Annotated in this window: 14 protein-coding genes and 1 pseudogene; 7 read left to right on the forward strand and 8 right to left on the reverse strand. The window is 51.5% G+C overall.

The features are described from left to right. A partial coding sequence (locus IQ235_RS05330) for a macro domain-containing protein (RefSeq protein WP_264320460.1) occupies positions 1-1,608 on the forward strand: 1,608 nt, incomplete at its 5' end. Between the two features lie 168 nt (positions 1,609-1,776). Here the strand turns inward: IQ235_RS05330 and murB are convergent. Both murB and murC read right to left on the reverse strand, forming a co-directional pair. Beyond that, positions 1,777-2,754, reverse strand: coding sequence for a UDP-N-acetylmuramate dehydrogenase (gene murB / locus IQ235_RS05335; RefSeq protein ID WP_405196643.1), 978 nt, complete (start codon positions 2,752-2,754; stop codon positions 1,777-1,779). Between the two features lie 54 nt (positions 2,755-2,808). Further along, the gene (murC, locus tag IQ235_RS05340; RefSeq protein WP_264320461.1) at positions 2,809-4,332 is read right to left on the reverse strand and encodes a UDP-N-acetylmuramate--L-alanine ligase; all 1,524 of its coding nucleotides are present in this window, start codon (positions 4,330-4,332) and stop codon (positions 2,809-2,811) included. A 1,070-nt stretch (positions 4,333-5,402) separates the two neighbouring features. Between murC and IQ235_RS05345 the strand changes: the two genes are divergently transcribed. The 5 genes from IQ235_RS05345 (at position 5,403) to IQ235_RS05365 (ending at position 8,035) form a co-directional block, all read left to right on the forward strand. Further along, positions 5,403-6,419 carry a type I glyceraldehyde-3-phosphate dehydrogenase gene (locus IQ235_RS05345; protein WP_264320462.1) on the forward strand — a complete coding sequence of 339 codons (1,017 nt, stop codon included), beginning with the start codon at positions 5,403-5,405 and terminating at the stop codon, positions 6,417-6,419. Positions 6,420-6,444: 25 nt separating this feature from the next. Next, complete coding sequence (locus IQ235_RS05350) at positions 6,445-6,645, forward strand: hypothetical protein (RefSeq protein WP_264320463.1); 201 nt, start codon at positions 6,445-6,447, stop codon at positions 6,643-6,645. Between the two features lie 311 nt (positions 6,646-6,956). Then, positions 6,957-7,379 (forward strand): J domain-containing protein, encoded by a 423-nt coding sequence (locus tag IQ235_RS05355; RefSeq protein WP_405196644.1) that lies wholly within the window; start codon positions 6,957-6,959, stop codon positions 7,377-7,379. A 57-nt stretch (positions 7,380-7,436) separates the two neighbouring features. Next, the gene (locus IQ235_RS05360; protein ID WP_264320465.1) at positions 7,437-7,706 is read left to right on the forward strand and encodes a DUF3143 domain-containing protein; all 270 of its coding nucleotides are present in this window, start codon (positions 7,437-7,439) and stop codon (positions 7,704-7,706) included. A 170-nt stretch (positions 7,707-7,876) separates the two neighbouring features. After that, positions 7,877-8,035, forward strand: coding sequence for a TPR end-of-group domain-containing protein (locus tag IQ235_RS05365; protein ID WP_264320466.1), 159 nt, complete (start codon positions 7,877-7,879; stop codon positions 8,033-8,035). Positions 8,036-8,070: 35 nt separating this feature from the next. Here IQ235_RS05365 and IQ235_RS05370 read toward each other — a convergent pair whose 3' ends face one another. From IQ235_RS05370 to ispE, 6 genes are all read right to left on the reverse strand, one after another. Beyond that, a complete protein-coding gene (locus IQ235_RS05370) occupies positions 8,071-9,012 on the reverse strand; it encodes an ADP-ribosylglycohydrolase family protein (protein ID WP_264320467.1) in 942 nt (313 codons plus the stop codon). A gap of 110 nt (positions 9,013-9,122) precedes the next feature. Then, entirely contained in the window at positions 9,123-9,605 is a 483-nt protein-coding gene (aroQ, locus tag IQ235_RS05375) for a type II 3-dehydroquinate dehydratase (RefSeq protein WP_264320468.1), read from the reverse strand. A gap of 15 nt (positions 9,606-9,620) precedes the next feature. Further along, complete coding sequence (locus IQ235_RS05380) at positions 9,621-9,755, reverse strand: hypothetical protein (protein WP_264320469.1); 135 nt, start codon at positions 9,753-9,755, stop codon at positions 9,621-9,623. A 238-nt stretch (positions 9,756-9,993) separates the two neighbouring features. Next, on the reverse strand, positions 9,994-11,244 hold the full coding sequence (locus IQ235_RS05385) for a competence/damage-inducible protein A (protein ID WP_264320470.1): 1,251 nt from the start codon (positions 11,242-11,244) through the stop codon (positions 9,994-9,996). Positions 11,245-11,580: 336 nt separating this feature from the next. Further along, a complete protein-coding gene (locus IQ235_RS18835; RefSeq protein WP_319592547.1) occupies positions 11,581-12,069 on the reverse strand; it encodes a DUF3082 domain-containing protein in 489 nt (162 codons plus the stop codon). Continuing rightward, positions 12,066-13,025: a 4-(cytidine 5'-diphospho)-2-C-methyl-D-erythritol kinase gene (gene ispE, locus IQ235_RS05395; RefSeq protein ID WP_264320471.1), complete on the reverse strand. Its 960-nt coding sequence runs from the start codon at positions 13,023-13,025 to the stop codon at positions 12,066-12,068. Before ispE ends, IQ235_RS18835 begins: the two co-directional genes overlap by 4 nt. A gap of 103 nt (positions 13,026-13,128) precedes the next feature. Here ispE and IQ235_RS05400 point away from each other — a divergent pair. Further along, positions 13,129-13,994: pseudogene (locus IQ235_RS05400) on the forward strand (hypothetical protein); the annotation flags it as partial.

Raw genomic sequence — 13,994 nt, forward strand, 5'->3', positions numbered from 1 at the left:
ATCCAGTACGCTCGCAAAGCTGCGGTTTACGCTGTCGAGCAACTTCTACCAAGCGATCGCATCAGCGTCACTATCTACGACGACCGCATCGATACCCTCGTTCCGAGCACCCTGGCAACCCAGAAAGCTGAAATTATTCGCCAGATCCAGCACATCCAACCGAGAAACATGACAGCGTTGCATGCGGGATGGGTGGAAGGGGGCGTACAAGTCTCCCAACACCTGAATTCCCAACACCTCAATCGCGTCATCTTGCTCTCCGACGGATTGGCAAACCGAGGCGAAACCAATCCCGATGTCATTGGTTCTGACGTGCGAGGACTGGCGCAACGGGGAGTGAGCACCACCACGATGGGAGTGGGGAACGATTACAACGAAGATTTGCTCGAATCCATGGCGGGTTGCGGCGATGGCAACTACTATTACATCGATTCCCCCAAGGATTTACCCGATATTTTCGGCACCGAACTCCAGGGCATCATCGCCACCTGCGGGCGTAACGTCCGATTGCGGGTGGAACCTCAAGGGGATGTGGAACTGCTCGATGTCTTCAACGATTTTGAAATTTCTCGCCAGGGAGAGTATCAGTTGCCCAATTTGGTATTGGGGAATCCTTTTATTGTGGCATTGCGCTTGAAAGTTTCCCCCACCCCCGAAGCGATCGATTTGTGTCATTTTCGTCTCTGGTGGGACGATCCCGATATTGCCCAACGGCAAACGATGCAGGTGTCGTTGAATTTATCCGCAATGCCAGGGGCGCAGTTGGACGAGTTGCCTTTTAGCGACGAAGTACGAGAACAGGTGGCGCTGCTAGAAGCGGCACGGGCGAAAGCCGAAGCCGTCAAATACATCGATCGCGGCGATCGCGATGGGGCAACTCAGTTACTCTCCGGCGCACAAGTACAATTTCGGGTTATGGCACCGAAGTCTCCAGAAATGGCTAGAGAAGTAGAAGCCTTGCGGAGTTTAGAAACCGATATCCAAGTGGGAAACATCAAGATATCGCGCAAAGCCGCCCGTTACCAATCCCACGCCCGAGCGCGCAGTATGCACCAATCAGGCAGTTCCGACTACTACCTGCATCAGTTCAAAAAAGTAGTCAAGCATCGGCTGGAGGTTGTTTTGGGGGATATTACCGAGCAGCAAGTCGATGCGATCGTCAATAATACCTCGCCGCACTATACTCCAGGCACGAATGGCTTGGATGGGGCGATTCATACTGCAGCAGGCCCCGAGTTACGCGAGGCGTGCGAGCAGCTTCCCCCTTGCCAAACCGGAGACGCTCACATCACTCCAGGCTACAACCTACCGGCAAAGTGGACGATTCACACCGTTGCCCCAGCTTGGAACGGAGGGCAACAAGGGGACGCAGAAAAACTAGCTCAGTGCTACCGCAACTGCTTGGTATTGGCACAGCAAAAAAAGGTTCAAACCCTGGCATTTCCGGCGATCGGGACGGGAAATTTAGGCTGGCCTCTCGATCGAGCCGCGACGATCGCTTTAGAGGCTGCGGTCATGTTTCTCAAGCAGCAGGATACGCCAGAAAAAGTTATCTTCGTCTGTTTCGATGAAGAAGCCTATCGATGCTACCAAAAGGCGATCGGGTAAAGGATTTTACCCGCTGGTGGCGGATTGAGGAGAGTTGCGATCGACTCAAGCGCTTGCTCGGACTGAGCTAATTGACTCGTCTCCACAACCTAGAGATCGCTCCTTCGATCGATAAACGAGCGATCTTCCTTAACCTTTCACCAATGCCCCTCGGCAACTTCATCGTTATTACACGTGTTGAAACTCTCCCAACATTCGGACTTCGGGTTCGAGGCGAAGTTGCCAATTCCGTTCGACTTGTTCTTGCACGTGACGGATTAAGCGGAAAATATCGCTCGCCGTCGCGCCCCCGCAGTTGAGAATGAAGTTTGCGTGCCGCTCGGCGACCTGTGCGCCACCAATCGTATGACCTTTGAGACCTGTTTGCTCGATCAACCATCCCGCCGTATGAGCCGTAGGATTGCGAAATACGCTTCCACAACTCGGTCGGTGGTAGGGTTGAGAAGTTCGTCGCTTGTGCATTTGCTCGCGGGTGAGTTTCCGAACGTCCGCTCGATTGTAGCCGGGTTTGAGTTGGAAGGTGGCTCGTACCACGAACCGAGAATCGCTTTGCAACATCGAAGTCCGATATCGATACGCCAATTCTTCTGGAGTCAAGATTTCTAGCTTTCCATTCGGGGATAGAACGTGAGCGTTCACGAGCAAATCTGCGATACAGGAACGGTGAGCGCCAGCATTCATCACCACTGCACCGCCTACAGTACCGGGAATGCCCACGGCCCATTCCAAGCCACTCCACCCGAGATCGGCAGCAGCCCAAGCCAAACGAGGTAGATATTCTCCAGCGGCAACACTCAGTTGACCGGAATCCGGGTCGAAATGAGTATGACGGAGATGGCGAGTGCAAATCACCAAACCCGACAAACCGCGATCGCTCACCAGTAAGTTAGAACCCGCGCCCAAACGGGTCACGGGTAAACCTTCGGCATCGGCCCAGATCAGCCCCGCTTGCAAATCTTCAATTCGTTTGGGATTCATGCACCATTGGGCAGGTCCCCCAACTTTAAAAGACGTCAGCTTGGCCAGGGGATATTGAGGGTATATGGGACACCCAGTTTCTGATAGATAAATGGGGGACGTCGTAACCGGAACATTGCGCGTTTGGGTTGGAGTTGGAAGCCAGTTGTATGAAAGAGTCATTACCAATAGATTTTGGATTCTACGAAGTTGGATTTAGGTTTTGAGAGTAAATCGCAAAACTCACAACGCACCACTGAACTCAACTTGTCGGTGAAATTCCACCGCTTTGGGAATAACTTGATTGAGATTTCCCGCACCTAAAAAGATGACGAAATCTCCCGGTTGCAAAACTTCCTGCAATCCGGTTTCGATTCGATCTAGCGTGGGCCAGTAGTTTACCTGTCTGTGACGCTCGGAAATCGCTCGGGCAACTCGTTCGCCTCCAAACGCTTCGACCTTCGATTCCCCCGCGCCATAGACATCGCTCACCACGACGACATCTGCATCGCCAAAAGACGAAGCAAATTCTGATAAAAAGGTTTGAGTGCGACTGTAGCGGTGGGGTTGAAAAATTGCTACAACCCTTTTGGGACTCTGGTTTTCGGTTCCCACTCTCAGGCGAGCGGCCGCCAGCGTTGCCTGAATTTCACTGGGGTGATGAGCGTAGTCATCGATAAACCAAATCCCATTAGCACGCCCGCGCAGTTCGAAACGACGACGCGCCCCTTCAAAATCAGCCAGAGCATCGGCGATCGCCGCAAATTCGATTTCGAGCGAGCGAGCGATGGCAACCGCTGCTAGAGCGTTGCTGAGGTTGTGTTTTCCCAAAACCCCGAGCTTTAGATTCCCCAGAACTTTGCCTCGTTCCCAAACCCGAGCCGTCGTTCCGCCTGCATTGTAAGCCACCATGTCGACGGTATACTCAGCACCGGATTTGGGGTCTAGACTGTAGCGAATCTGGGGATCGAACCGTTCTCGAACCACCGGGCAATCCCAACAACCCACCAGGATTTCACAACGGTTGGCAAAAGTGTGGAAGATATCGACCACTTCATCGAGATTGGCATAGCGATCGGGATGATCGAGTTCGATGTTGACGATCGTGCCGATTTTAGGTGCGAATTTAACCAGAGAACCGTCCGATTCGTCCGCTTCGGCTATCAGATGTTTCCCTCGACCCAAACGAGCGTTTCCGTCCCAGGCTTTCACTTCGCCCCCCACGACAATCGTCGGATCTAAGCCCGATCGCAGCAACACGAACCCCACCATGCTACTGGTGGTGGTTTTGCCGTGAGTTCCGGCGATCGCAATGCTCTGGTACTCCTGTATCAGAGCTGCTAGCAAATCCGAACGATGGAAAATCGGACAGCCCAGCTCTAAAGCCGCGCGATATTCCTCATTCGTCGGATCGATCGCGCTCGAACAAATAACTTGTGGGAGACAATCCGCTACTTTGGGTGTTGGTTGACCCTCGGGTGTCGCAAGAGACGCCGCCAAACTACTGCCACTTTCTCCAGTGGAAAAATCTGGGCGCTGACGATCTCGATTGTGATTTTTAAATTCGTCTAGATTACTGGCTTTTTGGTTCCAAAAAATATGAGCGCCCAGATCCTGCAATCTTTGAGTAATGTGGTTGGCTCGAATATCCGAACCATACACGGGGAGCTGGCGTTTGGCTAAAATATAAGCTAAAGCTGACATACCAATTCCACCGATACCAATAAAGTGAAATGGCCTGCCGCTTAAGTCAACAGAATTCGGCATTATTGCTCCTATCACACCACACCACACCAATGTCACGCGATATCATATCAAGAATTAATGTTTTGCGATAGCGCGTTGGGTAAATTTACGCAAACAGAACCGGCTTGGGTGGATTGGAATTCGGCTCTGTCTGGAAAAGAACACATCGATCGTTTTCCTTCTCCTTATTAGATATCGAGTTGTCTATCTCGATTGAAATTAGGTACTGCGGTTCAGATACAGTACCGAGGGAAGCTTTTCCGGAAAAATACTAGAATTGGGTTAATGCATTTTTACGAATTGCGTCCGAACTGCTCGAACTCCATCCCATGGCAAGCGGGATCGATTGATTTTGTTCCTTTGATGAGATGAATGGCGATCGCTCGTTTTTATTGACATAATCATGTATAACATGACGTTTGTCGATTCAAGAAAGCAAAGCCATCGAGTTCACCATACTTCTATAGTAAGCCGGAGTCGCGGGGAATGTCTTCAGCGAACCGAATCGTGCCGCGCGCGCGCGAACTGAAGGAAAGAAGGTCAAAAGAACAGTCTCATCTGGATTTGAGACAATTCTCGAATACTTTAGATTTGTAGGTACGCGAGCGCGCTACGCGATAATATCGATTCCCCCAACACCCTAAGATGGTGTATCGAAAGATGGGGGCGAGATCGAATGCAGAAAACCTCAAGTCCGTTGTTGATTCTCCGATCGGATCGTCACTGACCGAATCTCAACCGATCGCACCCCACGAACATTCAGCTCGACAGGCTCGCGTTTGAGGAAAAACTCCAGGGCCGCATCGAAAGTTTGGGTTGCGATCGCCGATGTGCAATGGGTTCTCCAACCTTCGATCCCCGCGCTCGATCGATCCGAGCTGATGCTATGCGAACTTGGTCGACCTTTGCGATATGATAAGGATTATTAAAGAATCTCAAATGCTTTTTTCTAGTATTCTTCTTCGGTTTTATCCCACTTAGAAGAAGCTCGCTAGCTCGATTTTGCCATTGCGAATGAGAGTGAAGATCTAGAACGAACAAAAATCTTTTTCCCCTCGATCGTAGGGGTTGCCATAGTTAGGAGGTACAAGGTGATCAGAGTCGCGATCAATGGTTTTGGACGCATCGGACGCAACTTTTTGCGGTGCTGGCTGACCCGAGAAAACAGTCAATTAGATTTAATTGGGGTAAACGATACCTCAGATCCGAAAACGAACGCTCACTTGCTAAAGTACGACACGATGCTGGGGACGCTAAATGCAGATGTTAGCGCCGATAGCAACTCGATTACCGTTAATGGCAAGACCGTAAAATGCGTCAGCGATCGCAACCCGTTAAACTTGCCTTGGAAAGAATGGGACATCGATTTAGTCATTGAATCGACAGGCGTGTTCGTGACCGAAGAAGGAGCTTCCAAGCACTTACAAGCCGGTGCGAAAAAAGTTCTGATTACGGCCCCAGGTAAAGGTGGCAATATTGGGACCTTTGTGATGGGGGTCAATCACCAAGACTACACCCACGAAGCTCAGAACGTCGTCAGTAATGCCAGTTGTACGACCAACTGTATGGCTCCGTTCACCAAAGTGCTCAACGATAACTTCGGCATTATCAAAGGTGCGATGACCACCACCCACAGCTATACCGGCGACCAGCGGTTGCTCGATGCGAGCCACCGAGATGTCCGACGGGCGAGAGCTGCGGCAATGAATATCGTGCCGACCTCGACGGGAGCAGCCAAGGCTGTGGCTTTAGTCATTCCAGACCTCAAAGGCAAATTGAACGGAATTGCCATGCGCGTCCCGACGCCGAATGTTTCCGTCGTGGACTTAGTCGCTCAGGTTGAGAAAAAGACCTTTGCCGAGCAGGTTAACGAAGTTCTCCAGGCCGCCTCTGAAGGCCCGATGAAGGGAGTTCTTGCCTATAGCGATCTCCCCTTAGTGTCTTGCGACTATCGGGGGAACGATGCCTCGTCCATCGTCGATGCAAGTCTAACGATGGTCATGGATGGAGATTTGGTGAAAGTTGTTGCTTGGTACGACAACGAATGGGGCTATTCCCAACGAGTGGTAGACCTGGCCGAACTCGTCGCTCAGAAGTGGGTTGCCTAATTTAAGAAGACTTGAGGCTCGACCGATGGTTGAATGTTTCCTTCGAGCCTCGATCGAAAATTCGATCGAAACTGAGTTTTTGCCCTGGTCGGGTCAGGGTTTGAGGTTAATTTTCTCCAGGGATCGAAAATCGATCGCTCTAGGTTCTCTGGCAATTTCCCTCAAGTCGAATATCGAGTACGAGCTGTTGCCAACGCGATCGTTTTTGGCTCTCGAACCGAGTTGACTCGTCAAAATCGTTAAAATCATTTTTTAGCTCGCTCTAAAGTTTAAGCTCGGAGCGAGTTTAGTTGCTTCCACGTATTCTAGAGATCGCATTGAAACCCCGTATAATAGGGATAGTTACCAAAAATTAGACCCATCTGACAAACGAAAAGACCCACCATGGCGTAAACGTGCTTCCTGAGTCAGGGAACCGGGAAATTCAGCGCAAGTTGGGATCTTTGCGATCTGAAAGTAAGTCGCGTGGAATGTGCTGTGACTCACCACAGAAGCCGAACTCATCAACAGGGACGTTACCAAGACTTTCGATGCGCAGTGTTGGCCGCTCGCTACTATACCGTACTAGGTCTACATCCATCTGCATCGGCTTTCGAGATCCGACGGGCGTACAGGAAGCTAAGCAAGCGCTATCATCCAGATACGACCGAACTCCCCCTTTCCGTGGCAACCCCCAAATTTCAGCAATTGAACGAGGCCTATGCAACCCTAGGCAATCGGGAACGTCGTGCGGTTTACGACGAACGGATTCGCCACTCCCAAGCTGGGTTTCCGCGACCGTCAGAACTCGATCGACCGGAAGACTCATCGAGTCCGATTCGGGATTCGGCATACCTCGACCCCACCGAACGCCCGCTTTCTTCTGGCGAGGTTTTTGTCTTATTTCTGATGGGTTTAACCCTAATCGGCTGTTTGCTGCTGGCAATTTCGATCGCCTATCTTCGAGGCGATCCCCTCTAACTCAAGTGGCTGCTGCTTTGCTCGTGTTTCCCAAATTTGATACTCTCTAAAAATTTTATGTCCATGCCTTCTGCCGATACCCCTCTATACAACCATCCTCTTCCCGAACTCGAAAGCTGGTTGCGAGAGCGAGGTTGCCAACAGGATCGCCAAGAACTCAATCATTGGTGGCTCGAAAAATCGAACTGGAAAGCTCAACTCTGGCTCGATACCGACCAAATTACGGTAGTTTACGACGTGGATGGCTCGGAACGGGAAATTCAGCGATCGTTTAAATATTCTCTCAGTCGTCAAGACGTGGAAGATGCGGTTTTTGGCGGACCGTAGCTCAGAGAAATCGGTAAACTGGAAATCTAGGCAAAATACAAAATAAGCTGTCAAGCATTTAACTTGTATATGTAGTTCGAGGGGGAGATGAGGGGAGAGGGAGAGAGGGTTCGATCGCTTCCAAACAAGTTGAGCATCTACACATTAACTGCACATTAGCTTACTATGCCTTGCAAGGAGAAATCGATGGGGCGATCGAAAATGTGCAAAAAGCGATCGATATTGCCCCTCGTCGCTGCCGAAAAGAAGCAAAGTGCAATCCCGATTTTGACAGGATTCAGGATAACGAACGATTTCGAGCGTTAGTCTACTCAGACTCACAAAGCTAGCGCCACTATCTCTATTCACAAGTCAAACACCAAGACTAACGAGGGCGCAGCACTCCCGGAGCGGTTACTGCTGCCATCTTCTCTAACTTATCGAGAGACTGTGTGGGGTCGCAAATGCCAGACCATGCCGCCCAGAGTTGAGTCGCTAGCCCCTCGCTTTTGGATTCGCTCTCGGGGTTCAAAGCCATGCGCCAGGACAGGGGAATACCTTCGTAACCATTGTAAGCCCCGACGATCGCCCCGGCGATCGTCGCCACCAGTTGCGGTTGGTATTGGGCTTGCAGCGATCGCATCAGGCAAACGCGAAAGTCTTCTGGAGTCTCCAGAAAGCAGTAAAATGCCAATGCTGCCGCTGGCGTGCAGGATGAAGATCGATTTTGTCGCGAGGTTTGCTGTCCGAGTAATCCCTTAACCGACTCTAAACTCGATCCTCGATCGAGCAGCGTTTGCAGCAGATTGGGGAATTGAAGCGAAAGAGCGTCCCGCTCGAAGATATTTAAGTAATTGAGGGTTTGAGGAACCAACGCGGCCGGATTTAGAGCTTCTCGCAGGGCGAGGGCGATCGCATATCCCGCCCCCAGAACCGTTTCCGTCGCTTCCGACGAAAATTTCCACGTGGCTGTAACCTGTTGCAGGTTAGATGCGAGTCGAGCATCATCTTCGTGAAAAAAGAGAACAATGGGTAAGAGCGCCACCCAAACATCAGCATCGAGTTGTGCGGTATTCCCATCTGCCCAGGGAATTGTAAGACTCGCTGCGGAATCTTCATCTAACATCAACCGCCCGTTTTCAATGAGCTGTTTGGAGATGAGGTCGACTAAGTCTGCGTTTCCAAATGGATGCGATCTGTTTAGCTCTCGAAAGTCGATCGATCGCTCCAACGCCCACAACCCCTTTCCCGGAAACGATGCGACTCGCAAAGCCCACATTTTTCCAAGGACAGCTCCGGCGATCGCACCGCGAAACCGATATAACAATGAATAGCCTATGGACGACACGTTCGATCGGCACTCAGGGAAAACTTAACAAGATAACTCCCTTCTCTTGGAGGTTGGAGAAGGGAAGTAAAAAAGGGTGGGAATTCAATCTAAGATGGAGAGCGCGATATGAAAAGATTTGAATCTTTTAAATAACCCACCAGAGCGTGTAGACCCAACAGATAGCTTCGAGCACCAAATCCACTAATTTGTCCGAGAACCACAGGAGCAATATACGAATGATGCCGGAAAGACTCTCGACGGTATATATTACTCAAATGAACTTCCACCGTAGGTAAACTTACCGCAGCGATAGCGTCGCGGATTGCCACGCTCGTGTGAGTATAAGCTGCTGCATTCAAAATCGAACCCTGGTATTTTCCCAGACACGACTGAATTGCATCAACGAGTTCCCCTTCGCTGTTAGACTGGATCGTAGAAACACTGACATCCAGAGATTGAGCTTCTCGCTCTAATAAATCGTTAATTTGCCCTAGGGTCGTACTACCATATATATTGGTTTCTCGTTGACCGAGCAGATTTAAGTTAGGCCCGTGAATCACTAAGATATTGAGCCGACTTTTAGATTCCAAAGGATTTTATTAGAACTAAAACGAAGCGCGATCGCGAACGGGGACAGGAATGGGTTCTGGCTCGGGTGCAGTCTCTGGACCGAGCAATGCATCAGTGATTTTACGTGCCCATTCTTTGAGCTGATCTAAAATTGTGTCAATATAATCCATCAATGAGATAGCTCCTTGATTTGATTCTGCGCTATTCTCCAGCTACAGTACGCAAGTATCTGAGTGGAGACATTAGCATATTCATATCTATGTTATTTATCATAACGAATAATTCCAAATCTTCAAAGTCCCCTACGTGAAATCACGAGTCGAACCACGGGAATACAGGGGTTGACTGACGGCTGTAACGACGATTGTGCAGCATTTACAGCATTTATACTCATTTCATTTTTTTTCTTTATTGCATGTCGATCGAGCATCGCAAGCGATCGAGAGCGCTACAAGCACTCACCAGACGCACCCAAGCCCGTCCCCGCGTTTGACCGAAGCGATACTCAAAGCTCTGGGATCGACCTTGGGGATCGGCCACACCGATGTATACGAGTCCGACTGGCTTAGCGATCGTGCCGCCACCGGGCCCGGCAATTCCGGTAACGCTCAATCCCCAACTCGTCCCCAAACGAGACCGCACGCCAGCAGCCATTTGTTGGGCAACTAGGTCCGAAACCGCCCCGTGGGTTGCCAAGTCCTCGGAGTCAACACCGAGTAAAGCCACTTTAACGCGATTGTCGTAGGCGATCGCCCCTCCCCAAAAATATTGAGAACTACCAGGAATCTCCGTAAGCATCTGACCCAATCCGCCACCAGTACAGGACTCAGCTACCGCAAGGGTTTCACCGGCATTGAGCAACAAACGACCTACGACTGAGGCTAAAGTTTCTTCATCTTTTCCGTAGTAATGACGACCGCCAATATCTCGTAACTGCCTCTCCACCGGATCGATTAAATCGTCGGCTGCGGCTTGCGAACTGGCTTTTGCCGAAATTCGCAGCTTCACTTCCCCAAAATTGGCATAGGGGGCAACGGTTGGGTTGGTCGAATCGAGCAGTGCCCCAGCTTTCTCGGCCAATTCCGACTCGGAAATTCCCCAAAATTTGAGGGTGCGACTGTAAAAGCCTTGCTTGCCCCATCCTTGGCTTTTGAGATAGGGGATTGCGGTCTCTTGCCACATGTGCTTCATCTCGGCCGGAACACCGGGAAATGTCAGTACGGTTAGGGTCTCACGAGGATTCCAAATGATACCGGGGGCGCTGCCGACGGAGTTGGGCAAGATTTGCGCTCCTTCTGGCAAGAGTGCTTGTTTGCGATTGGAAGGGGACATCGTCCGTCCTCGATGGGCAAATTTCTCGGTAATATCCGCGATAATTTCCGCTCGCTCCACCAGAGGGGTTGCGAAAAAATCCGCTAGGGTTTCAGTGGTCAGATCGTCCGGTGTCGGGCCGAGTCCTCCGGTAAAGATGAGGATGTTCGATCGCCCCGCTGCCACTTCGAGGACTTGTTTGATACGAGTGGGATTGTCGCCAACGACGGTTTGGTAGTAGTGAGGAATGCCCAAATCGGCCAGTTGCTCGGCAATATATCGAGCATTGCCGTTGAGGATATTGCCCAGGAGAAGTTCGGTGCCAATACAAATAATTTCAGCAGTCATAAGTCCCTGGAAAAAAATGCAGGTTGTGAGTTGAGGCAGGGTGTAGAGTAATGGCGATCGCAAAACTGGGGTCGATCGCCCAATTTCGATCGCGGTCGAATTTATGAATGTCCGACGATTTCAGACATCATCCCGAAGAAATCCCGACGGAAAAACGCACAGAGCCAAAGATACTCTCTCAATCCGTCTCTACAAACGACAATCTAACGTTTCTAGTAGTCCGCTACACTAATTTTGGGGCATTTGGTCGGGGTAATCCTGCGATCGGTGACCTCTATTCGGACGGGGTAGTGCCGTTCCAACTCCACGAGCGCACAGCTTAAACCCACAGACTGCTTAGGGTTTGACATTTTCGGCTTTAGCAAACTGCTGCACCAGTCGTTGAATTCCCAAAGCCAATAACCCCAACGCCGAGAGAGCAAAGACAAAAGTGGCTAAGGCACACATTCCCATTACCAGAGTCCGAACGGCGATCGAAATCTTAATCGCCGTCAAATTCTCCGAATGAATCGGTTTGGCAGCAAAGGTTGCCGAGATCGAACGAGTCAGACCATAGGCAGCCGAGGCGATCGTGCCAGAAATGAGGGAACCGGTGAAACAGCGTAAAACGCTTTTTGGCCGATCGGATTGCTTATCTGGAGTTTGCGTCATGGGGAAGGGCGCAGGATGAAGTATGGAGTTTGCGGTTTTCGCGTCAGGAATTTGTCCAATTGTCCCACGTCCGGTTCCCAAAGTCTTATTTTCCATCCACGGTCGATCGCATCTTGGAGGTTCTCGATGTTCGAGATTGCAGGTAGCACGATCGATTTTCAGGGAGTCCGTCACGAGGAGATCGCATCAATCCCTGTGGGAATGGCTTGGGTTGCCCACAGCTCCAGATCCGGATTGGGAATCGCCCGTGCGGTTTCCTCTCGTACCCGCTGTGCCTGGGCTTCCGATTCAACACCGGCAAAGACGCTCGGCCCGGAACCGGACATCATCACTCCCAAAACACCACTGGCGGCTCCTTGTCGAACCAGGGTATCGCGCAACTGAACCACTTGGGGATAAACGGGTAAAACCACCCGCTCTAAATCGTTATACAGCTCGTTGCCAATTTTAGACAGATCGTGCCGAGCGATCGCCGAAACCATAGGCCCGGAATGTACCCGTTGCCGACGCTCTTCTAACCCTGCTTCGTCAGAGATATAGCGATCTCCGAATTGTTCGCGAAAAGTTTGGTAAGCCCAAGCAGTAGACACTTGTAAGCTGCGATATTTCCCCAGCACTAGGTACAATCCCTCAACTGTGGGTAAGGGAGAGATTTTTTCCCCGCGGCCTGTTGCCAGAGCTGTTCCTCCTTCAATACAAAATGGGACATCCGAACCCAAGAACGCCCCGAGGTCTTGTAGCTCGGATACCGTCAATCCCAAATCCCAGAGGAGATTCAAGCCGACGAGCGTCGCCGCCGCATCCGTCGAACCTCCGGCCAAACCAGCCGCCACCGGGATTTGTTTGTCGATGGTAATTTCTACCCCACCCCAGCGTCGGGACGCTTCGGGAAATCGCTGGGCCATCAGCATTGCCGCTCGTGCGGCTAAGTTGCGATCGTCGGTGGGAACCTCCGGATGGTCGCAACAAACACGAGTGGGTTCTCCTGCGAGAGTTCGCAACTCAACGCGATCGGCAAGGGCGATACTTTGCATCACCATCACCAGTTCGTGATATCCGTCGGGTCGATCTCCAATAATTTCCAGGTAAAGATTGATTTTTGCCGGGGCAACCAGAGAACAACTTTTCATCAATTTTAGGTATATTAATTGGAATAACTCACAAGTAACACGATCGAGTTATCTTGGAAGAATAGTTCTCGTGCTCAACGAACAGCGCTCAAAGGGATCGACCATGTCTCACCGCTCACTGGCTACTTGGCTCCTCCTACTTTCCCTTGGGATTGTAGGAATTGGGGGCTGCGGATCTGACTCTGAGGATGCCGCCACCACCGAAGAGGAACCCACGACCATCGAAGAAGTCGCTGAAGAGGGCGAAGGCGTGCCGGTAGAGCCTTTCTCGGCAGAGCCAACCGCACCAGAAACCGAACCCCGCACCACAGCCGCACCGGCTGGATTGATCAACTCGACCAATCCAGACGAGCGCGCTCAGGAAGTGCAGTCTAGAATTAATAACGCACCGGAAAATCCCTTTGACGTGCTACCGGTCGAACTTGTCGAAACCCTAGAATCTCCAGAGGAAGGATCGCCAACGGTTGCCACCGCTCCTCAAACGACAGGCGGTGGAACGGGCGCGGGAACCGGAACCGCTGCCACGAACGGTGGCGGCGGCGGAACCGGAACTGGAACCGGAACCGGAACCGCTGCCACGAACGGTGGCGGCGGCGGAACCAGAACGGGGGGTCAACCGGCTGTTTCTCTACCCCCACTGCCCCCCACAGTGGCTCAGGTTGCCGAGCCTCTACCCACTCAGCCGACGCTATTCGTACCGCCGAACGACAACGCGATCGCTCAGTTGAGTCCATCCGAGCTGGGAATCAGCGGGCCAGAAGGATCTACAGCCGGAACGCCCGGTGGTCCGGTAAACGGAGACTCGATCGCTTCAGAGCCAGGAGCGAGCATTGAAGAAGTACCGCTTTCTCTGCCACCTCTAGACGGTGAAGCGATCGCCGAGCTACCCCCACTGCCCACAGAAATTGGACCGGCGATTCCCCCACCACCGCCCGTTCCGCCTACCATTTCCGAAAACGTCGAAGTCAC

It is taken from the genome of Zarconia navalis LEGE 11467 (assembly GCF_015207075.1).
GTDB classification, from domain to species: domain Bacteria; phylum Cyanobacteriota; class Cyanobacteriia; order Cyanobacteriales; family Geitlerinemataceae; genus Zarconia; species Zarconia navalis.